Source organism: Cryobacterium sp. TMT1-3 (assembly GCF_004402315.1).
Lineage (GTDB): Bacteria > Actinomycetota > Actinomycetes > Actinomycetales > Microbacteriaceae > Cryobacterium > Cryobacterium luteum.
In genome coordinates this window covers 12,508-33,756 of record NZ_SOFW01000007.1, presented here as the reverse complement: position 1 = coordinate 33,756, position 21,249 = coordinate 12,508, and the positions used below count along the sequence as shown (strand labels likewise).

General features: G+C 66.0%; 18 protein-coding genes. 9 read left to right on the top strand and 9 right to left on the bottom strand.

What is annotated here, in order from left to right; translation table 11 throughout:
- Positions 1-175: 175 nt before the first annotated feature.
- Positions 176-643, bottom strand: coding sequence for a GNAT family N-acetyltransferase (locus tag E3O25_RS03105; RefSeq protein ID WP_035880386.1), 468 nt, complete (start codon positions 641-643; stop codon positions 176-178).
- Between the two features lie 193 nt (positions 644-836).
- Positions 837-992, bottom strand: coding sequence for a PLDc N-terminal domain-containing protein (locus tag E3O25_RS03100; protein ID WP_233206048.1), 156 nt, complete (start codon positions 990-992; stop codon positions 837-839).
- A 342-nt stretch (positions 993-1,334) separates the two neighbouring features.
- On the opposite strand from E3O25_RS03100, the gene E3O25_RS03095 reads away from it, so the two are divergent.
- Entirely contained in the window at positions 1,335-1,556 is a 222-nt protein-coding gene (locus E3O25_RS03095) for a hypothetical protein (protein ID WP_134360430.1), read from the top strand.
- Positions 1,557-1,645: 89 nt separating this feature from the next.
- On the opposite strand, the gene E3O25_RS03090 is transcribed toward E3O25_RS03095, so the two are convergent.
- Positions 1,646-2,641: a DMT family transporter gene (locus tag E3O25_RS03090; protein ID WP_134360429.1), complete on the bottom strand. Its 996-nt coding sequence runs from the start codon at positions 2,639-2,641 to the stop codon at positions 1,646-1,648.
- On the opposite strand from E3O25_RS03090, the gene E3O25_RS03085 reads away from it, so the two are divergent.
- Entirely contained in the window at positions 2,640-4,049 is a 1,410-nt protein-coding gene (locus tag E3O25_RS03085; protein WP_134360428.1) for a PLP-dependent aminotransferase family protein, read from the top strand. The two genes, E3O25_RS03090 and E3O25_RS03085, sit on opposite strands and share 2 nt — an antisense overlap.
- Before the next feature lie 181 nt (positions 4,050-4,230).
- On the opposite strand, the gene E3O25_RS03080 is transcribed toward E3O25_RS03085, so the two are convergent.
- From E3O25_RS03080 to E3O25_RS03070, 3 genes are all read right to left on the bottom strand, one after another.
- Entirely contained in the window at positions 4,231-4,824 is a 594-nt protein-coding gene (locus tag E3O25_RS03080) for a TIGR00730 family Rossman fold protein (RefSeq protein WP_134360427.1), read from the bottom strand.
- The gene (locus tag E3O25_RS03075; protein WP_092113072.1) at positions 4,824-5,228 is read right to left on the bottom strand and encodes an NUDIX domain-containing protein; all 405 of its coding nucleotides are present in this window, start codon (positions 5,226-5,228) and stop codon (positions 4,824-4,826) included. Before E3O25_RS03075 ends, E3O25_RS03080 begins: the two co-directional genes overlap by 1 nt.
- A 145-nt stretch (positions 5,229-5,373) precedes the next feature.
- Positions 5,374-5,751: a helix-turn-helix transcriptional regulator gene (locus E3O25_RS03070; RefSeq protein ID WP_134360426.1), complete on the bottom strand. Its 378-nt coding sequence runs from the start codon at positions 5,749-5,751 to the stop codon at positions 5,374-5,376.
- Between the two features lie 83 nt (positions 5,752-5,834).
- On the opposite strand from E3O25_RS03070, the gene E3O25_RS03065 reads away from it, so the two are divergent.
- Positions 5,835-7,067 (top strand): MFS transporter, encoded by a 1,233-nt coding sequence (locus E3O25_RS03065; RefSeq protein WP_134360425.1) that lies wholly within the window; start codon positions 5,835-5,837, stop codon positions 7,065-7,067.
- 123 nt (positions 7,068-7,190) lie between these two features.
- Here E3O25_RS03065 and E3O25_RS03060 read toward each other — a convergent pair whose 3' ends face one another.
- Both E3O25_RS03060 and E3O25_RS03055 read right to left on the bottom strand, forming a co-directional pair.
- The gene (locus E3O25_RS03060) at positions 7,191-7,982 is read right to left on the bottom strand and encodes a nucleotidyl transferase AbiEii/AbiGii toxin family protein (protein ID WP_134360424.1); all 792 of its coding nucleotides are present in this window, start codon (positions 7,980-7,982) and stop codon (positions 7,191-7,193) included.
- 86 nt (positions 7,983-8,068) lie between these two features.
- Positions 8,069-8,653: a type IV toxin-antitoxin system AbiEi family antitoxin domain-containing protein gene (locus tag E3O25_RS03055; protein WP_134360423.1), complete on the bottom strand. Its 585-nt coding sequence runs from the start codon at positions 8,651-8,653 to the stop codon at positions 8,069-8,071.
- A gap of 702 nt (positions 8,654-9,355) precedes the next feature.
- Between E3O25_RS03055 and E3O25_RS03050 the strand changes: the two genes are divergently transcribed.
- From E3O25_RS03050 to E3O25_RS03040, 3 genes are all read left to right on the top strand, one after another.
- Positions 9,356-9,730: a hypothetical protein gene (locus E3O25_RS03050; protein ID WP_134360422.1), complete on the top strand. Its 375-nt coding sequence runs from the start codon at positions 9,356-9,358 to the stop codon at positions 9,728-9,730.
- A 182-nt stretch (positions 9,731-9,912) separates the two neighbouring features.
- Entirely contained in the window at positions 9,913-13,854 is a 3,942-nt protein-coding gene (locus tag E3O25_RS03045; RefSeq protein ID WP_134360421.1) for a Pls/PosA family non-ribosomal peptide synthetase, read from the top strand.
- Positions 13,855-13,872: 18 nt separating this feature from the next.
- Positions 13,873-15,201 carry a M1 family metallopeptidase gene (locus tag E3O25_RS03040; protein WP_092109666.1) on the top strand — a complete coding sequence of 443 codons (1,329 nt, stop codon included), beginning with the start codon at positions 13,873-13,875 and terminating at the stop codon, positions 15,199-15,201.
- A 167-nt stretch (positions 15,202-15,368) separates the two neighbouring features.
- Here the strand turns inward: E3O25_RS03040 and E3O25_RS03035 are convergent, their stop codons facing one another.
- The gene (locus E3O25_RS03035; protein ID WP_241988478.1) at positions 15,369-16,091 is read right to left on the bottom strand and encodes a 4'-phosphopantetheinyl transferase superfamily protein; all 723 of its coding nucleotides are present in this window, start codon (positions 16,089-16,091) and stop codon (positions 15,369-15,371) included.
- Positions 16,092-16,155: 64 nt separating this feature from the next.
- Here E3O25_RS03035 and E3O25_RS03030 point away from each other — a divergent pair, with 64 nt between their 5' ends.
- The 3 genes from E3O25_RS03030 to E3O25_RS03020 all read left to right on the top strand — a co-directional run bounded on the left by E3O25_RS03030 (position 16,156) and on the right by E3O25_RS03020 (position 21,249).
- Entirely contained in the window at positions 16,156-17,172 is a 1,017-nt protein-coding gene (locus tag E3O25_RS03030) for a magnesium and cobalt transport protein CorA (protein ID WP_092109672.1), read from the top strand.
- A 79-nt stretch (positions 17,173-17,251) separates the two neighbouring features.
- Positions 17,252-21,037, top strand: coding sequence for an ATP-binding protein (locus tag E3O25_RS03025; RefSeq protein WP_134360419.1), 3,786 nt, complete (start codon positions 17,252-17,254; stop codon positions 21,035-21,037).
- Positions 21,034-21,249 (top strand): hypothetical protein, encoded by a 216-nt coding sequence (locus E3O25_RS03020; RefSeq protein ID WP_092109675.1) that lies wholly within the window; start codon positions 21,034-21,036, stop codon positions 21,247-21,249. The genes E3O25_RS03025 and E3O25_RS03020 overlap by 4 nt, the downstream gene beginning before the upstream one ends.

The window sequence follows — 21,249 nt, the reverse complement described above, 5'->3', positions numbered from 1 at the left end:
AACTCTGCACGCTCCTGCATTTCGATCGTTTGACAGCCGTTCTTCGTGCGCTCCTCGGCGGCACGGGCGCTCTCGTCAACGACGCGGTGCGGCGCAACACGGACGGAACGACCAGCATCCCGACTGAGCACCCTCGCGACCGGCTAACGCTCGACTCCCAGAGCGTCGCAACCCGTCAACGACCGGCGAAATCGGCGAACAAGACGCGCGGTGAGGCGGTGAACCCGGTGCGTTCGTAGAGGTGGATTGCCTCGGGGCTGGAGTGCACCGTGACGTGTTCGAGGCCCAGCTGTCGAGCTTTGTCCAGAACGGCCGTCATCATCGTGTCGCCGATGCCGACGTTTCGTTCCTCGGGGACGACGTACACGCACTGCACGTCTCCGGAAGCACGATCGGTGGCGCGCGGGCTGGGCACGCGGGGTAGCACCGCCAGCCAGGCCATGCCGACGACCACTCCGCTGCGCATCGCCACGACCCGGTGATGTGTCTGCTCATGCGCGGACGCGAAAGCCACTACGGACGCCACGAAGTCCTCCCGGCTCACGACCGGAACTCCGCCCCGCTCCACCACCCACCGCCAGCGCAATCCCGCGATTGCCTCCGTCTCGAGTGCTTTGGCTTCACGCACCACGATCTTCGTCATCTCGCCAGTCTGCCCGATCGCACAACAGATGGTTCACGATGTGGTTCGCAGGGATCGCTTCCGCGCGGCAATTTAGATAGCGACGAAGGCATCCCTTCTTCTGCGTCCCGCAGGGGGTTCCTCTCAAGGTGCAGTCCACGCAAGGCATCGTCGACATTTCCAAGAATCGATAGTCAGCACCACAAGGCCGGCGCTACTCGGGCTGAGGTCGTCTGCCGACAAGGAACCAGATCACAGGACCTGCGATGGGAGCGAAAAGCACAATGAGCACCCAAATGGCCCGAGCGGTCGAACTCAACGAAGGTGCGCGCCGAATTTGCACCAGGGCCACCACGAGAGCCACGAGCATCACCACTACAACGCCGCTCCACGCGATGTCGTAGAAAGCTGGAATAAGCGGATTGTTCATCGTCGTCCCCCGGTTCGACAGGCATCCTGTCTGCCAAGCTGATCAGCAGGGAGGAGCACTGTCAAATTTCCACTCCGCGAGGCCGTGGAACCCCGACTTCTCAAGTTCGTCCGCACGAGGTTCGACTCCCGGGACGCGTTGCACCGGATGATTCGGCGGGCACGGGCCGTCGCGGAGCCGACAATACGCATTGGATCGCAGCAGCACTTGGGACGAGGGGCTAGCGCCCGACCAACATCTTGTATTCGGCGTCGTCTGGTTCGTAGCCGATACTATGAAGGCATGGCGAAAATCGATGATGATGGACACTCAGCCAAGGAACCTATCCGCTCAGCACCGCAAGATCCACCGTTTCAGGCCCTTCTTCCCAACCTAGAACGAATGTCACCATCGACATTCCGAAAGGGAACGGTTAGCCGCCGTCGTGTTAATCGGGCGCTGCTCGTGCTCCTTGCCGTCACCGGCCTCGCCGGAGCGATGATCGTCTCCTCCTTCATCCTCTGACTTCAGCCCAGAAAGCAGACGAGAGCGGACGGCACCACTATTCGTTCCGTTGATACCCGACAGCCGCAGTGTCCCGTGAGACGTTCCCCTTACGGAAGGTTGGTGCTGGGCATCGCCCCGACTGGTGATGATTCAACTGCACGGTCCTCGGCGGAGCGTGTAAGCCTGACGCGATTGAGGCGCGTTCGCACGGCGATGCCGGCGCAGAGGATGACCGCGGTGCCCCCGATGATCGTCTGCCAGGTGAGGTGTTCGTGGAGGATGAGGGCGGCCCAGACGATGCTGAGGACGGGTTGGGCGAGTTGCACCTGGCTGACCTGGGCCATGGGCCCGATGGCGAGTCCGCGATACCAAGCGAAAAAACCCAGGAACATACTCACCACTCCGAGATAGGCAAACGCCGCCCATTGCGTTGGCGTGCCGGTAGGTGGCTGGTCGACGATAGCAATTGTCGTCAGGGCGACCATGAGGGGCGCGGCCAGAACGAGGGCCCACGATACGGTTTGCCAGGATCCGATCTCACGCGCGAGCAAGCCTCCTTCGGCGTAACCGATGGCAGCGGCCACGACGGCGCCGAATAGGAGCAGGTCCGACCACTGCAGGCGGATGCTTTCGCCACCCTGCAGGGACGCGAAGGCCACGGCCACCAGGGCCCCGACGGATGCCATGATCCAGAACGGCAGGGGTGGTCGCTCCTGGCCGCGCATGACGGCCGCGACTGCTGTCGCGGCCGGAAGAAGAGCAATGACCACAGCTCCATGGCTGGCCGACACCGTGGTGAGGGCGAATGAGGTGAGGAGGGGGAACCCAACGACGACGCCGCCCGCGACGACGGCGAGGCGAAGCCACTGGTTGCCGCGCGGAAGGTGTTGCCGGGTGATAATCAGGGCGGCCGCGGCAAGCACGGCAGCGATGACAGCGCGGCCGGAGCCGATGAACAGCGGGGACATGCTCTCGACGGCCACGCGGGTGAAGGGAACGGTGAAGGAAAACGCGGCGACGCCGAGCAGCCCCCAAGCGAGGCCGGACCGGGACGGTGATAGCGGTGCGGGCATTCGCTTGATAGCGCTATTATGATCTGACATGGATAACGATAGCAGTTTTCGGATCGTGGCCGCACTGCGCGAGTGGATCGCTGGCCGCGCGCCGGGCGCCCGGCTGCCCACCAGTCGGGTGCTCGTCGCCGAGTACGGGGCGAGCCCGGTGACGGTGCAGAAAGCCCTGCGCACTCTCGCGGCGCAGGGCTTGATCGAAACCAGGCCCGGCGCCGGCACGTTCGTTCGCGCGGTGCGTACCGCTCGTCCGCTCGACTTCAGCTGGCAGACCACGGCTATGCGTTCCCCGAACAGTCACCTCGGCGGGTTGAGTCCCGCGCTACGTGCCGCTCCGCAGGGAAGTATCGCTCTGCATTCCGGGTATCCCGACCGAGAGCTGTTGCCGGAGCGGTTGGTGCGGTCAGCGCTGGCTCGCGCGGCCCGAAGCGAGGCGGCGCTGACGCGTTCACCCGTCGCGGGCCTTCCGGAGCTGCAGTCCTGGTTCGCTCAAGAGCTTGGCTCCGCGACACCGGTCGGCGTCACTCCGCCGCTATCCAGCGATGTCATCGTGCTGCCCGGAAGTCAAAGTGGCCTGGCCACGATCTTCCGTGCCCTGGTCACCGCTGGAGCGCCTCTTCTGATGGAATCGCCCACGTACTGGGGCGCGATCCAGGCTGCGGCTCAAGCCGGGGTCGACGTGGTCCCGGTTCCATCGGGATCCGAGGGGCCCGATCCCGGCGAGCTCGCTCGGGCGTTCCAGGAAACTGGTTCGCGCGTCTTCTACGCGCAGCCGACTTATGCGAACCCGACCGGCGCACAGTGGTCAGAGTCCACCACGACGCAGATCCTCGACGTCGTTCGGGCGCACGGCGCCTTTCTGGTCGAGGATGACTGGGCCCATGATTTTGGCATCGATACCTATCCGCATCCTGTCGCCGCGCGCGATGACGCCGGCCATGTCGTCTATGTGCGATCCCTCACGAAGAGCGTCTCGCCGTCCCTTCGCGTGGCGGCAATTATTGCCCGCGGTCCCGCCAAGGAACGCATTCTCGCTGACCGCGGGGCCGAATCGATGTACGTCAGCGGGATCCTTCAAGCCGCAGTGCTCGACGTCGTCACCCAGCCCGGTTGGCAGACCCACCTCCGCAACCTTCGCCCGCAACTGCGGGCCCGGCGAGATCTGTTACTGACGAGTCTGCGCGAGCATGCACCCGACGCCCACATAACCACGGTTCCGGCTGGTGGTCTCAATTTGTGGGCTCGCCTGCCCGATGGGACAAACCTCGAGCGGCTGGTCGCAGACTGCGAAGCCGCCGGGGTCCTGATCGCTGCCGGCTCGAGTTGGTTCCCGGCCGAGGCCACCGGCCCCTTCATCAGGCTCAACTACTCCGGGCCGAACCCGGGGGCATTTCCCGACGGAGCCCGCATCATCGGCCAAGCACTTTTGTCCAACCACTGACGCCCGCGGCCCGCGAGCGTTGTCAGCTCGAGCGCACCGCGCATAATTGGTGCCACCGCGGGACTACTGTCTCAGCTGTCCCGTCCCGAAACGGGGTTGGCGACACAGTCGCCGAACGCCTGCATGGGCGTCACGCTCGCCGTCCAGCTAACGGGTGACCTTTCGGCGCATGGGTGCGAATTTACGCGAGAGGAACCACCCGCGCTGTGCCTGGTTCATGCCATTTCTGCGGTGCCGGTTTCCAAATCTTGAGCTGATCAAGTAGGTCTTGAGCGTTGTCGGAAATGATCAGTGCGGCCCGGTAGGCCGGTCGGAGGAATCCTGCATCCACGCTGGCATCGATCGCAGCTATGAGCGGACCCCAGAAACCATCGATGTTATACAGCGCCACGGGTTTCGCGTGGATACCCAGTTGCTGCCATGTCCAGACTTCGAAGAATTCTTCCAGGGTTCCGGTCCCGCCGGGAAGAGCGATGAAAGCCTCGGACAACTCAGCCATGCGCGCCTTGCGCTCGTGCATAGACTCAACGATTTCCAGCCGTGTGAGGCCCGGATGGGCCAATTCACGGTCGACGAGAGATCCCGGCATTACACCGATGACGGCGCCGCCGCGGCTGAGAGCCTCGGTCGCGACGACACCCATCAAGCCAACATCGCCACCACCATAAACGATCCCGATTCCTTGATCAGCCAACGCCCGAGCGAGCGCTGCTGCACCTTCAGCGAACACTGGGCTGTAACCGAATGCGGATCCTGTGAAGATTGCGACGTGCATTAAGCGGCCAATGCAGGAAACACGAATTCGAGTAGTAATGGCGCGAGCGGAAACTCAGGTTCGGTCGCGGCTGTCGGATCTACCCAACGCAGCTCAACGATTTCCGCCGACGCGATCGGCGCGATCAAAACACTGCTGAGATAAACGGTCGCGTCGATGATTGTGTCCAGCTCGTTTGCGGCGGCGGCAGACCAGCTGCCAAGCAGTGAGAGATCTTCTTTCGCCACCCTTACCCCCAACTCTTCATAGACTTCCCGGAGAGCGGCCGCACCAGGAGCTTCCCCGGGTTCTGATTTTCCGCCCGGCAGCATGAAAAAGTCAGTACCGCCCTTACGGACCGTGAGTATCCTGTCGGCACCGTCACGAAAACACACAGCAGCGACAACGAGCGTCTGAGTAGTCATCCCGTCACGCTACCAATCCTCCGCCCCCGAGACGCGTCCCGCAGAACGTTCCCTATTTGGGGCGGCGAGTGTGTTCCAGTGAGGCGTCCGCTACAGGAACTGTCCATGCAGCTACGTGGGCGTCTGACCCGCGGGGCACGTGTCGTCAGTCTTGATGCCAGCGGGCGACAAGGTCGAGGAGTCCGGGGAAGCACTGGTTGATGTCTTCGGTGCGTACGCGGCTGCGTCGTTCGAGCCCGTATTGACGCTGCCGGATTAATCCCGCCTCGCGAAGTGCCTTGAAATGATGGGTAAGGGAGGATTTGGGGCGGTCGAATCCGAACCAGCCGCAGGAATGGTCGTAGTCCTCGGATTCAAGCATCAGTTTGCGCACGATCGTCAGTCGGAGCGGATCGGCCAGAGCCCCCATGAGCGCCTCCAATTGAAGCTTGTCGATCGACGGCTCTGGCAGCGGTTCCGGCAGGTTCTCGGGAGTCCCCGAGACAGCGTTCCCTCCTGTGACGGTTTTCGAGGTGTCGGTCATACGTTCAGCCTAGAGCATGTACGAGTTTTCTCGAACTAGTGATAAGTTCGAGAAAACTCGTACTGAAGGATAGAGGTGGGACGATGGCACAGACCACAACTCGGCAGCCCGACGCGGCATTGCTCCGCAGGCCCGGCGCACGGCCGATGCTGTTGGCGGCCTTGATCGTGACTGCGGTGTTTGTTTTGTCGAACTCGCCGACACCGCTCTACGTATATTGGCAGCGGGAACTTGGCTTCTCCGCGGGAATGCTGACGGTGATCTTCGCCGCCTACATGGTCGGACTTCTGCTCACCTTGACCGTTGCCGGACAATTCGCCGACCGGTTCGGGCGCAAGTCGGTGCTCATTCCAGGGCTAGTGCTCGCGCTAGTGGCATGTTCCCTGTTCGGAGTTGCTTCTTCTGTCCTCGTGCTGGTGATCGCACGGTTCCTCACCGGCGTCGCGGTGGGCGTGATCGTCTCGGCAGGCATGGCGGCGGTCGTTGACCTCGGCGGCCCTGCCCGCCGTCGGCAGGCCTCTCTTGCCGCCTCTGTTGCCATGGTCTTCGGCGCCGGACTTGGGCCGCTGCTGTCGGGACTATTCGCTCAACGGATGGCGACTCCGGCCCCAGTAATCTTTGCGGTCGAGTTCGTTCTACTCGCCACCGCGCTTGCCATCGCCATTTTCCTGCCGCTGCGTCGTCCTCCCGCGAGCCAAAGCGCCGACACGGCTGAGGCACGGTTCAGCTTGCACTTGCCGAGTGTCCCGAAGCGAAACCAACGCCACCTCGCCTACGGCATCGCGGTCTTCGCGCCAGGGATCACAGCTACCTCTTTCGTGCTCTCCCTCGGCCCATCTCTATTGTCAAACCTGCTCAACGCCTCCAGTCCGTTGGTCGCCGGAGGAATGGCGTGTGCCATGTTCCTCGCCGCCACAGGTGTTCAATTCGCGGTCCGTCGGGTACCGGTGCGCAGCATCCTCCTGCTCGGATCCGGCGCGACACTCGCAGCGATGGCCGCCCTCATCATCGCCGTCAACGCCGCGCTCTCTTCGATCCTCATACTCTCTGCCCTACTGGCCGGAATCGGCCAAGGACTCGGACAACTCGGAGGCCTCACCCTCATCGGGACCCATGTCCCGGACAGCCACCGCGCCGAAGCGAACGCCGTCCTCAACATCGGCGGATACATCCCCGCCGGTCTACTCTCAGTCGCCACCGGCTACCTCATCAATGCCATCGGACTGAGCGCAGGCACCACCCTCTTCGCCGCGGTTCTCGCCACGGCCGCGATCACCGGAGGAATCCTCGTGCGCCGCGACCTCAGCCCACGCTGAGCCACTCGCACGGTTCGCCGGCGTCAGCATCGTTCTCCTGCAATTCTGAATGCAGAAGATTTCCGCAGAGGGATTCTCGCTGGGTCGAATGTCCCGCAGAGGGTTCCCCTTGCGGATTTGGATTCAAGGTGTGGCCCAGCGCTGAGTTGACGAATCCCACGTGTCAACGTCGCCCACGGTGCCGGTGAAAACCGGATCTATGAAGTGGATCACGTCGGCCAGTTGGTTGTCGAATGATTCGAGGCAGATGTCGGTGAGGGCGAGCTTGCGACGCCAGGCTGCCCATTTTGTTTGAGCGACCACTGGCCAGCCTGTCGTGGCGACCGAGACTGAGGTCAGCGGCACTTGGCGGAAATCGGCCACGCGCTGAGCCGCACCGCGGAGCTCACTCGCGCTGAAGTCGTGGGTCAGCGAGAAATTTCGCAGGTCGACGATGTCGCGCCATCGAGTGCTTGTCGTTCCACGGGTCAGCATCGTGACCGCCTTTTCTGCAACAACCATCACCAGCGGATAGCCGAGCATCTCAAATTCGCCACCGAGGATGCGCGGGACAGCCACCGAACGTGGGGCCGGCCAGATCGGGTCGCCGGTGCTGATGTCCAGATGGAACGACAGCGCGCTCGTGTAGACGTGTGCAAATATCTTGACTCGGAGCCCGGAGTAGTCGTCGCCCTCGCGGATGGCGCGCACCTCGGTGCGTGCCGCGTCAATTGCCAGAGCATCGTCGACGGTGACGGCCGCAACAGCCTCCACGACAGCGAGCAAATGGGAGGCATCCACCTGAAAGTTGACTGCTTCCATATCGATGTCGCTCGTCGGACGTCGAAGGCGATACGCAGCCAGGAGCACGCCGCCCTTCAGAACGAAGTCATCCTTATAGATTGTCTGAGCGAGTCGGCTCAGGAAAGCCTCCATGGCGTAGAGGGTGACCGTCTCTGAGACTGCCCGGCCCGAAGCTCGGGCATACCGTGAGAGCGCGGCATAGAGTTGCGACGCCTGACTCACGAGAGCAACTCCAGGGCGTGACGCAACGGACCGCTCGCTCGGGGCAGCTGCCGGGCGATGTCCAGTAGTGCGGTCGGGTGAGACCCACGTCGGCGCAGCCAGTTCTTCAGCGCTTCCGGAGCGATCTCGTACCCCTCGGACCCGCGCAATCGATAGGCATCGACGATGGAACGTTCCGGCGAATACAGGCCAATCGTCGCGTCGGAACCGTCGATGGCCAGCTCGGTGCGCTCGAGCGCGAACGTTGCGACCTCGAAATGATGCCAGGAAACCGGAGTATCAGTGCGGGGAATTCGAGCACCACGCGGAAGGGCAATATCGATTCGGGCGGGGATAACGTCAACGAGGCCGTGGTGCGCCAAGGCACTCGACAGGCACATTGTTGCGTCGGGCCTGCGGGTCACGATCTCAATTAGGTCCAGGTTGGCTGGCGGCAGATCGGCACGGCGGTAAAGCCCTCGGGCAATTCGGTCGATCGTTCCGTTCTCGCTGAGCCGACGCAGGTCTCGTGCCCCCACCCCCGCATCGGTGGCCATGGCGGTGCTGAAGGCGGCCGCAGGCAGGCTGTCAATCGAATGCATCCCAACGCCCTTCTACGTGTATTGAAATGTACACACGTAACTTTAGCTGCAAACACTTTTGTACACCAAGGAATCAATGCGGCTCCGACACCCCTGCGTGCCCACATTTTGCCCACACTTGAAAAAAATCTGGGTGAATCTCGACGCCTCACTGTGACCCAAAAACGTTGAAATCACGCGGGTTTTGACCACATCGGCGACGCTGACCGGTCGATTATTGGAGTTCGAATCCCTCCAGGGGCACCAGGCACGTCGGAATCATGCTTGTCGGTTCAGTGCAGCCACCAGGGATACCGTGCGCCCGGCGAGGGCTCAAGAATCCCCGGGCAACTGCACCGCGATTGGAGCGGTCTCCGGATCGGAGACAGCCGCGGTGGACTCGTGCGTAAGGTGGTGCAGCTCACCGTAGAGGTGCAGGGCGGACTCTTGTTTCAAGCGCTCCCACGTGGCGTTCGATACGTGCTTCACAGTTCAGCGCTCCGTTCATTTCCCCCTGAGGGCGCACAGACAGCCTATCGTCGACCGGGACTGCAGATTCGTGGACCAGGTCGGTCGCTGCGTGATCGGCTGGTCTTGAGAACGACGGCGCAAGCCGCAGACGTGCCAGTGCCGTCGTGACGATAGTGAAATGAGAAGAAATCAACTAATCTGGAGGGGCCGTCCCGGACGCTGACTGCACACGACTCAACTTGGGGGTTCGCGATGCGCGCACGTAGTCAACCAACCCGAGCAGACCGCCCCGCGGACGTCGAAGTAAACACCGAAATCGGCGTCAGGACCAGCGAAATCAACGCTTGGACAGCCGCCGTTGAAACCCTTCTGCAATGTTCCGCCCGCGGCAATCGAACGGCGTTTGCACAGCTCTACGACATGATGGCCGTACCGGTTTACGCGGTCATCCTGACGCGGGCCACGAACGGCCCGCAGGCTGAACGGCTGCTGCTCGAAGTTTTCCTTGGCCTCTGGGAGCGTTGCCCCCTCTATCCGCAGGGCAGCCGGAGCGCCGTACCCTGGATCCTCGCCTATGCCGAACAAACGGCGGACTACGACGAACTTTTACCGCTGCGGCCAATGTGACCGCAGCGAACACGCCCGCGCACAGCAGCACGATCAGAGCAGCGGAGGCAGGAACGCGTTTCAGGAAGATTCCTCACGCAGATGTTACGCCCGGCGGCGGTGTTCACCAGCATGTAACCCGAGAGTTCTAGACTGGTCCTTTCGCGGCGTGTCAGGCGGCCACGACCTGAACGAGGAGTCGTGTGAGCGAGCACCAACACAGTCCAGTGGGCGCCCAGGCTGTACTCGCGGCGGGCCACCTGGCCAGGCCGGCCCGCACCCTGGCCGACATCCTTGCGGCAACCGCGGCGCAGCATCCGGATGCCTTGGCCTTGGAAGATGCGGTCGGCACGATCAGCTACCGCGGCCTGCTGCGGCGCGTGCAGGCGCAGGCGACCGCACTGAGCCTGGCTGGCGTGCGCCGCGGCGATACCGTGGGCATTCGCATTCCGTCTGGCACTCGCGACCTGTACGTATCGATTCTGGCCACCGTGTTCGTCGGGGCCGCCTACGTTCCGGTTGACGCCGACGACCCGGAGGAACGCGCCCGGCTGGTCTTCTCCGAGGCACACGTGGTCGGCATTATCGGCGAGAACGGCATTTTCGCACTGCGTGACGGGCTCGACGTGCAGTCTGTGCGCTCGCGCAGCATCGAACAATACGACGACCCGGCGCTCGTCTTTCCGCACGGCAACATTCCGACCCCCGACGACGACGCCTGGGTCATCTTCACCTCCGGATCGACCGGCGTCCCTAAGGGCGTCGCCGTAACCCACCGCTCAGCGGCCGCGTTCGTCGACGCCGAGGCCGGCCTGTTTCTGCGCGCCGAACCGATCGGCACCGGCGACCGGGTGCTCGCCGGCCTGTCGGTGGCCTTCGATGCGAGCTGTGAAGAGATGTGGCTGGCCTGGCGCAAGGGAGCCTGCCTCGTGCCGGCCCCGCGTTCCCTCGTGCGCAGCGGCGCCGATCTCGGCCCCTGGCTGATCGCGCACGGCATCACCGTGGTCTCGACCGTGCCGACCCTCGCCGCCCTGTGGCCGCAAGAATCGCTTGAAGCGGTGCGCCTGCTGATCTTCGGCGGCGAGGCCTGCCCGCCAGAACTGGTCGCCCGTATCGCGACTCGCGGCCGCGAAGTATGGAACACCTACGGACCGACCGAAGCCACCGTGGTGGCCTGCGGCGCCCTCGTCGACGGCGTCGGCGAGATGCGTATCGGCCTGCCGCTGGACGGCTGGGACCTCGCCGTCGTCGACACGGCCGGCGAGCGGGTCGCCGAGGGAGCGACCGGCGAACTCATCATCGGCGGCGTCGGCCTGGCCCGCTACCTCGATGCCGCCAAGAACGCCGAAAAATATGCGCCGCATCCGCAGCTCGGCTGGGACCGGGCCTACCGCAGCGGCGACCTCGTGCGGTTCGACCGGGCCGGCCTGGTCTTCGCCGGCCGCGCCGACGACCAGGTGAAGCTCGGCGGCCGACGCATCGAGCTCGGTGAAGTGGATGCCGCTCTCAACACCCTTCCCGGGGTGGCCGGCGGCGCCGCCGTGGTGCAGACTACCTCGGCCGGCAACCAGATTCTGGTCGGCTACATTGCCCTCACCACCGCGCCATTCGACCGGAAGGCCGCGATCGCCCGGCTGCGCGAGGAGCTGCCGGCCGCGCTCGTTCCGTTGCTCGCCATCGTCGACGCCCTGCCGACTCGAACCTCTGGCAAAGTCGACCGGGCGGCGCTGCCGTGGCCGCTTCCCGCGTCAGCGCCCGGTGCAGGCGACGACGCCGCGCCGCTGTCACCGACGGCGGCGTGGCTGGCCGAGGCGTGGGCATCCATTTTGGGGGTGCCGGTCACCGGGCCCGACGACGACTTCTTCGCCCAGGGCGGCGGCTCGCTCTCAGCGGCGCAGTTCGTGTCGGCCGTGCGCGCCCGCCACCCGGAAACGACCGTCGCCGACCTCTACGACCACCCGCGCATCGGGTCGCTCGCCGAGGAACTCGACGCCCGCACCCCCGTCACACCGCCCGTGGTGCGACAGGTGCTGCCGACCCCGGCTCGCAGCCAGTTCGCACAGACCGTGCTCGGCATTCCGCTGCACGTGCTGAGCGGCGCGCGCTGGCTGGTGTATCTCGCCATTGCCAACAACCTGCTGAGCCTGGCCGGCGCGAGCTTCGCCCCGACGCTGTCGTGGTGGTGGGTAGCGCTTGGGTTTGCCCTGTTCGTGACGCCGCCCGGCAAGATGCTCATCGCCGTGATCGCGGCCCGGCTGCTGCTGCACGACGTGCTTCCCGGAAACTACCCGCGCGGCGGATCCGTGCACCTGCGGTTGTGGCTGGCCGAGCAGATCGCGCTGCTCGTCGACGCCGCGAGCCTGGCCGGCGCGCCCTGGATCAGCTACTACGCCAGAGCCCTCGGCGCCCAGATCGGCCCCGACGTCGACCTGCACTCGCTGCCGCCGGTGACCGGCCTGCTCACCATCGGCGCCCAGGCTTCGATCGAACCGGAGGTCGACCTGGCCGGTCACTGGATCGACGGTGATGTGCTGCGCATCGGTCACCTGCACGTTGGAGCGGATGCCCGTATCGGCTCCCGCAGCACCCTGCTCGGCGGCACCCACGTGGGCAACGGCGCTGAGGTTGAACCCGGTGCCGCTGTCTCCTCGCGCGTGCCGGCGGGGGAGCGGTGGGCCGGTTCCCCGGCGCGCCGGGTGGGTTCAGCCCGTCGCCCATGGCCGGCCGAACGGCCTGCACGGGCCAGCCGCTGGCTCGGCGCTTTCGCCGCTGGCTCGGTCGCGATGACGGCCATCCCCACGATCGCCCTCGTGCTCGGCGCGGTGATCGTCGGCGCGGTCGTCGGCGATGCCGACAGCCTCGGGGTCGCCGTGTTGCGCGCCGCCCTGATCATGCCGGTCGCCGTGATCGCCGGCGGGCTCGCTTACGCCTTGCTCGTGATCGCTTTCGTGCGCGCCCTCAGCGTGGGTCTGCGCGAGGGCTTCTACCCGGTGCGCAGCCGCATCGGCTGGCAGGTGTGGATGACCGAACGCATTCTCGACGGCGCACGCACGGTGCTGTTTCCGGTGTACGCGAGCCTGCTCACGCCCACCTGGCTGCGGTTGCTCGGCGCCAAGGTCGGTGCCGACGTGGAGGCGTCGACCGTGCTGCTGCTGCCCTCGCTCACCACTATCGCGCCCGCCGCGTTTCTTGCCGATGACACCATGGTCGCCTGCTACGAACTCGGCGGCGGCTGGATGCACATCGGCCCGGCCAAGGTGGGCCGCCGGGCTTTTCTCGGCAACAGCGGCATGGCCGGACCCGGCCGCACGGTTCCCCGCAACGGTCTCGTCGCGGTGCTCTCGTCGACGCCGCGCAAAGCGAAGCGCGGGTCGAGCTGGCTCGGCAACCCGCCCGCGCGACTGCGCCGCAAAGAAACGGATGCCGACGACTCCCGCACGTTCCACCCTCCCGTGCGTCTGAAAGTAGCGCGGTCGTTGTGGGAGCTGCTGCGCATCGTGGCCGGCTTCACCACCGCCTGGATCGCGCTGCTCGTGCTCGCGGTGCTTGACCTGCTCTGGTTGCAGCTCGGCCTCGGCGCAGCGATCGCGCTGTCGGGCGTGGTCATGCTCGCTGCCGGCGCGGTCGCTGCCGGGGTCACGACGGTGGTCAAGTGGACGCTGGTCGGGCGCATCGACGCGTCGGAGCATCCGCTCTGGTCGTCGTTCATCTGGCGCAACGAGGTCTCGGACAGTTTCGTCGAAATGGTAGCCCGCCCCTGGTTCGCCGAGAAAGCATCGGGCACGCCGGCGCTCGCCGTCTGGCTGCGCACCCTCGGCGCCAGGGTGGGAAAGGGCGTCTGGTGCGAAACGTACTGGCTGCCCGAAGCCGACCTGGTGCGGCTCGGCGCAGGCAGCACGGTGAACCGCGGCTGCGTGGTGCAAACGCACCTGTTTCACGATCGCATCATGCAGCTCGACGCGGTCGAGCTCGCCGAGGGAGCGACGCTCGGGCCGAACGGCGTCATTCTGCCGGCGGCGTCGATCGATGCGGGAGCGACCGTCGGCCCGGGCTCGCTTGTGATGCGCGGCGAACGGGTACCGACCGGGTCGCTCTGGTCGGGTAACCCGATCACGCCGTGGCACCAGCCGCCGTGGACCCGCTAGGCGTGGAATAGTAAAGCAATGGCCCAGACTGTGCAGACGACCTTCGGTTCGGCCAGCGCCGGCGACCCCTACATTCCCACCGGTGGAAACGGTGGCTACCTCGCCGAACACTACGACCTGAGCCTGGACTATCGGGTGGCCACCAACCGGTTGAACGCGACCGCGACCATCACCGCGCGGGCCTTGATGCGTCTCGACCGGTTCAGCCTTGATTTCGCCGGGCTGAGCATGGAGAAGGTGACGGTGAACGGCGCGCGCCCCAGCAAGGTCACCCACAACGCCCGCAAACTCGTGATTTCGCTCGGCATTCCGGTGGAAGCCGGGGCGACGTTCAAGGTGGTGGTGCGCTATCGCGGGGCGCCGCATCCGGTGCATAGTGCCTGGGGCGACGTCGGCTGGGAAGAACTCGACGACGGCGTGCTCGTCTCCGGGCAGCCGTGCGGTGCGGCCTCGTGGTTTCCGTGTAACGATCACCCCAGCAACAAAGCCAGCTACCGCATCACGATCGCCTGCGAATCGGGGTACACCGTGGTGTCGAACGGGGTGTTGTCGAACCGATCGAGCCGGTCGGGCCGCACCAGTTGGACCTTCGACGTGCGCGAGCCGATGGCGACCTACCTCGCCACCGTGCTGATCGGTCGCTACCGCCGCCGCGACCTGGCCGCCGTTCCCGTGGCCCACAGCCTGTACTTTCCGGCCCGGCTGGCGACCCGCGTCGGCACCGACTTCGCCCGCCTGACCGAGATGATCACGTTTTTCGCCGACCGGTTCGGGCCGTATCCGTTCCCCTCGTACTCGGTCGTGGTCACCGACGACGAGCTGGAGATTCCGCTCGAGGCGCACGGCCTCGCTGTGTTCGGCAGCAACCACGTGGACGGCAACCACGGCGAAGACCGGCTGATCGCCCACGAACTGGCCCATCAGTGGTACGGCAACAGCCTCACCGTGGCCCGGTGGCAGGATATCTGGCTGCAGGAGGGCTTCGCCTGCTACGCCGAATGGCTATGGGAGGAGCAGCGCGGCGGGCGCACCGTCGACCAGCTCGCCGCCCTGCACCGGGGCAAGATCCAGGCGCTGCCCCGTGACATCGTGGTCGGCGACCCCGGCCCGCACGACCTCTTCGACGACCGGGTCTACAAGCGCGGTGCGCTCGCCCTGCACGCTATCCGCCGCTCGCTCGGTGACGAGGCGTTTTTCGCTGCCTTGCGCGCCTACACCGCTGCCCGGCGGCACGGGCACGTGTCGACCGACGACTTCGTGCAGTTCTTCGCCGAACACACCGGCAGCCGCGCAATCGGTGGTTTCGTCGCCCGCTGGGTGCAGCAGAGCGCGCTGCCGAGCCTCTGAGCGCTCAGCACGAGAGGTGCGCTGCGCCCGGGGCGCTCTGGGGTGCCGAGATGCGCTACGCGGGAGTTGGCGACTTGGGATAGCCTCTGGCCTCCACAAAACCCGGGACTTGACACCTCACACGCAGCGGCGCACCTCCCGCGCGGCGTGAAACGGATGGCCCGGCTTCACGGTTCGCGGCGCAGCTTGACCGTGGGCGCCGTCGAGCTGAGTACGGCCACCGTGCCGACCAGGCCGGGGCCCGCATCGAAGTTCGCCAGGTACACCTGGCCGAGATCGAGGGTCGCACCCGGCCAGCCCAGCAGAACGGATGCTCCGGCCCCAACCCCGGCTCCGCCCCCAACCCTTGTTTCGGCTCCGCCCCCAGTCCCCACTCCGGCGTCGGCTCCGGCTTCAGTCCCAACCCCGGCTCCGGAGCCTGTCGCACCCGAGTCGAACCCCACGGTCAGCTCCCGCGGATCCACCGTCAACCCCTCACCCGAGAGTTTGAGCAGCGCTTCCTTCGCTGTCCAATGGATCGCGCGGGCGTGGTCGCGGTTGGCGGCGGGCAACGACGCCAGGGTTGCGCGTTCGGCGTCGTTGAACGCGACGTCGTCGAACCCGGCGCGGCTGACCGCGCTGACCGTCTCAATGTCGACGCCGATCGGCCCGACCAGCGACACCGCCACGACCGCTATTGGGCCGGCGCGGCTCAGGCTCACGAAGGTGCCCGGCGGCGTCAGCACCCGGGGTCGGCCGTGCGGGCCGCCGCATCGTTCACAGCGTTGTTCGATGGTGATCGTGGCGAGGTCAACGGCGCAGGCCCGGGCGACCGCGGCGGCGAGCCGTAGGCGGTCGCTCTGGGGGAGCGGCGCTCGCGGTGCCAGACCGAGGAAGACATCCGTTTGCATCACCCTTGAACGTTACCGGGCACCCCGCGCGGGTGACACACTGGAATATCGAGTAAGGAGAGCCATGGCGCTGGTGGACAACGCGGTCTATGTAGACGGGCACCGGGTGGCGACGCCGCCGAGCCTCGACGAGACCTTCGAAGTGATGAAACAGAAGAAGGGCTTCGGCTGGATCGGCCTGTACCGGCCGAGCGAGGAGGAAGTGCGGGCGGTCGCCACCGAATTCAGCCTGCACCATTTGGCCGTGGAAGACGCGCTGGCGGGTCACCAGAGGTCGAAAATCGAGCGGTACGGCGACATTCTGTTTGTGGTGCTGCGCCCGGCCCGTTATATGGACGACGAGGAACGCGTCGAGTTCGGTGAGCTCCACGTGTTCGTCGGTCCGGATTTCGTCGTGACCATTCGCCATGCAGAATCGCCTAACCTCGCGCTGGTGCGGGAGCGCATGGAACAGACGCCGCACCTGCTCGCCCTCGGCCCGGAAGCCGTGCTGTACGCGATTCTCGACCAGGTCGTCGACGAGTACGGACCGGTCGTCGCCGGCCTGGAGAACGACATCGACGAAATCGAAGACCAGTTGTTCGACGGCGACCCGGAGGTCTCCCGTCGCATCTACGCCCTGTCGCGCGAGGTGATCGAGTTTCAGCGGGCTACGCAGCCGCTCGTGAACATGTTCGAGGCCATGCAGCGCGGCTTCGACAAGTACAACGTGGATCTGGAACTGCACCGGCACCTGCGTGACGTGCTCGACCACACCCTGCGGGTCGTGGAGCGAGGCGACGCGTTTCGGCAGCTGCTGCAGAACGCCCTCACCGTGCACAGCACCCTGGTCGGCCAGCGGCAGAACGACGAGATGCGGCACCTGTCGGAGACCAGCCTGGCGCAGAGTGAAGAGGTCAAGAAGATCTCAAGCTGGGCCGCCATTCTGTTCGCTCCGACGCTGGTCGGCACCATTTACGGCATGAATTTTGACCACATGCCCGAGCTGCACTGGACCCTGGGCTACCCCTTTGCCCTCAGCCTGATGATCGCGATGGGTGTCAGCCTGTACGTGGTGTTCAAACGAAGGGACTGGCTGTGAACCGCGAGATTGGAGCGCAAACGCGCGAAACCCCGACCGCCTCAGCGGAAACCGGTGGTTTGCCAATTAGGGTATCCCTGTGTGGCACCTCGATAGAAAACAAGACGACGACGACGTGCTTTCCAAGTACCTGGACGTCACTCCCGTCGACCCGCAAAACGTGACCAGTCCCCACAACCTCAGTCTGGGCGACCCGACGTTCACCGCCGGCAACATCGCCGAGCCGGTCTGGCAGCGCTGGCGCGACGAACTCGTCGCGCTCGGCGGTCGCTCCCCGCTGCTGCACTTCACCGACGAAGCCCGCACCCGCATCGAGCTCAGCGCCACCCATCCCGGCGGCCTGCCGCAGTTCATCATCGGCAAGACCACGCTGCTGTCCAACCTCATTCGCGACGAACTCGCTCTGCGCAACGCCCGCCTGGCGGCGAACGAGATCACCCAGAAGGGCATCGAACTGCGCTCCATGCGCGGCATCGAATCGGTCAACCTCGCCATCGGCCTCGCCGAGTGGCGCTATCAAGACGTTGACTACAGCGCCCCGGTGCTGCTGCGCCCCCTCGCGATCCGTCGCTACGGCCGCGACTACGAACTCAAGCTCAAGGGCCAGCCGTTCCTCAACCCGGAACTTGCCCGCGCCCTGAAAGACCAGTTTCAGATCGTGCTCGACGCCGATGCCTTCGTGGCGCTCGCCGTCACCAACGGCGCGTTCAAGCCGCAGCCGGTTATCGACCGCCTGCGTGGCCTGACCTCGCACCTGCCGTGGTTCAACGTCGTTCCCCGCCTCGTCGTCTCGTCGTTCGCCTCCTGCGGCCCGGCGCTCGCCGCCGACGCGTCGAACCTCGACCACCCGGTGCTGGACGCCGTCGCCGGCAACATGACCGCCAAGCGCAACATCGAGACCGCCTACAACCCCGTGGTTCCGATCGGGCAGGACGCCCGCCCACCGGCCACCGACACGCTGCTCGGCGATGCTGACCCCGAACAGGAGAACGTCGTCGCGCAGATCGCGGCAGGCAACTCCCTCGTCGTGAAGACGCTGCCCGGAACCGGCGGCACCCAGACCATCGTCAACGCGATCGGCTCGCTCGTCGCCCAGCACAAGCGGGTGCTCGTGGTGAGCGCCCGCCGATCAAGCCTGGACGGCATCCACGGCCGGCTCGTGCAGGTGGGCCTGCCCGGCATCGCCGTGACCCCGCGCACCCTGCGCCGCGACCTGATCCAGTCGATCACCCGCAACGAGAAAGCGGCCCAGCCGCGGGTCGGCGACGTCGACGACGCCCTCGTGCGGCTGCGCAAGGTGCTGCTCGACTACCGGTCTGCGCTCACCCGCCGCGACTCGGCGCTCGGAGTCTCGGTGCTCGACGCGCTGGGCGAACTCGCCCGGCTCGCCCAGCTGCCCGAGCCGCCGTCGACGACCGCCCGCCTCGACCGGCACGCCCTCGAACTGCTCGCTCATTCCCGTTCGGCCGCCGCCAACACCCTGATCAAGGCCGCCATTCTCGGCGAATTCCGCTACGGCCCCGGCGACTCGCCCTGGTATGGCGCATCGTTCACCTCCACAGCGGATGCCTCCAACTCGCACCAGCTCGCCAAACGCATCAACCAGATCGAACTGCCGAGGCTGCTCGAACGCGCCAACGGCCTGATCGGCCAGACCCGGCTGCGCCCGTTCGAGACGATCAATGAACTCGGCATCTACCTGCGTCTGCTGCTGGACATTCGCGAAACCCTCGACAAATTCCAGCCCGGCGTCTACGACCGGTCACTCACCGAGCTGATCGCTGCCACCTCGTCGCGCCGCGAATCGTCCGAGATGAGCTCGGCCAGTCGCCGGAGGCTGCGGAAGCTCGCCGAGGAATATCAGCGCCCCGGCGTGCGCGTCACCGACATGAACGAGAGCCTGCGCCGCATTCAGAGCCAGCGCACGCTCTGGCAGCGCTACGCGGCCGCCGGCGTTACTCCCGAGGTGCCGGTCGGCATCAACGATGTGCACGTCGCCTTCCAGCGCGTCTCGGAAGACCTCGGCCTGCTCGACATCCCGCTCGGCACCACCGGAACGCCGCGCGTGCTGGCTGGGCGCCAGATCGGCGAGCTCGCCTCGATGATCTCCGGCCTCGCCGCCGAGAGCGAGGTGCTCGCCAACCTGCACGAGCGCACCGCGCTGCTGGCGACGCTGCGCGAGCACAACCTCGACCCGCTCATGACCGACCTGTCCCAGCGCCACGTGTCGGAGGAGAACGTCGCCGCCGAGCTCGAACTCGCCTGGTGGCAGTCTGTGCTCGAAATCATGCTCGCGAGCGACCGGGCCCTGCTGGGCGCCAACACCCAGGTACTGGACCGCCTCGAGGCCGATTTCAAACTCGTTGACGAGGCGCACGCATCCGCTAGCGGCAAGCTGCTGGCCTGGCTGCTCGCTGAAACCTGGAAGATCGGTGTCGTAGATTTTCCCGAGGAAGCCGACCAGCTGCGCCGCCTGCTGCGGGCCGACCGGGCCACCCCGGCCCGGCTCAACGAGGTTGCCCCGCACCTGGGCCGTGTGCTCGCGCCGGTCTGGCTCGCTTCGCCCTACGAAATCGCCGGGATCAGCGACCAGATCACCTTCGACACCGTGCTGCTCGTCGACGCCGGCGCGACCACCCTCGCCGAAAACGTCGGCGCGATTCGTCGCGGCCGTCAGATCGTGGCGTTCGGCGATCCGGTCACCCAGACCCCGTCAGCGTTCGAAACCGGAATCGCCGCCTCAGGGGAGGCCGCGGTTGCGCCCGATGTGTCGGTCGATGCCCTGCACGCTGACTCCGCTCTGGCCCGACTGGGCGAGCTGCTGCCCACGCTCACGCTCACCCGCAGCTACCGGGCCGGCGGCGAAGACCTCGCCGAACTCGTCAATCATCGTTTCTACGGCGGACGCATCGACTCCCTGCCCTGGGCCGGAAGCTTTCTTGGCCATGGCAGCCTCACCATCAACTATGTGGCCGGCGGTCGCGGCATGCCCGACGCCGACAGCGGTGCCATCGAGAGCGTTGACGCTGAGGTCGTCAAGGTCGTCGACCTCGTGCTCGACCACGCCTCCAAACGCCCGCGGGAATCGCTCATGGTGATCACCGCGAGCACCCGGCACGCCGTGCGCGTGCAGCAGGCCGTGCTCGTCGCGTTCGCCAAGCGCACAGACCTCTCGGACTTCATCCTGAAAGACCGCAGCGAACCGTTCACCGTGCTCACCCTCGAGCAGGCCGTGGCGCAGAGCCGCGACCGGGTCATCTTCTCGATCGGCTACGGCCGCACCCCGCACGGACGCCTGCTGTCGAACTTCGGTTCACTCGGCGAGCCGGGCGGCGAACGCCTGCTCGCGATCGGCATGACCCGGGCCCGACGTGCCCTCGACATCGTCTCCTGCTTTCGTCCAGCCGACATCGACGAGGACCGCCAGCGTCACGGCATCCTCGCGCTCTCGCAGGTGCTCAGCGAGACCGAAGCTCGCCGTGACGAAGTGCAGGTTCCCGACGCGAGCGAGGCAATGCTGGTCGACCTTGGTGGTCGCCTCGAAAAGCTCGGCCTCACCGTGCGCCTCGGCCACCGCGGCAAGCTCGCCCTCGCCGCCTCCTACGGCACCCGCGCCATCGTCGTCGAAACGGATGCCGTCATCAATCGTGCGAGCCTGCGCGAGTCGCTGCGACTGCGGCCCGAAGTGCTGCGCCGTTTGGGCTGGCACTACCTGCGCGTGCACAGCTTCGAACTGTTCAGCAACCCCGACGCCGTCGCGGCACGCGTGGCCGCGATCGCCGGCGTTCCCCAAGCGGATGCCGCCCCCCGCGCCTTCGCCAGCCGTGACGCTCCCACGATCGCCCCGAAACGACCCGGAGCGTGAGCGCCGACGACACACCGCGCCTCGGTACGGAGCGTCAGCCGATCGTGAAAGCTGCGGGTAGGGCGCGGCGCGCCAGGCTGCTGCCGGCACCGGATACCGATCCGAATCCGCACCCGCCGGTGCTGCGCGAAGACGGCGGAGTGGCCCACACCGGCAGCGCGCCGAGCGCGAACGACGCCCAACTGCGGCAGGATCGCCCGCCGCACTGGTAG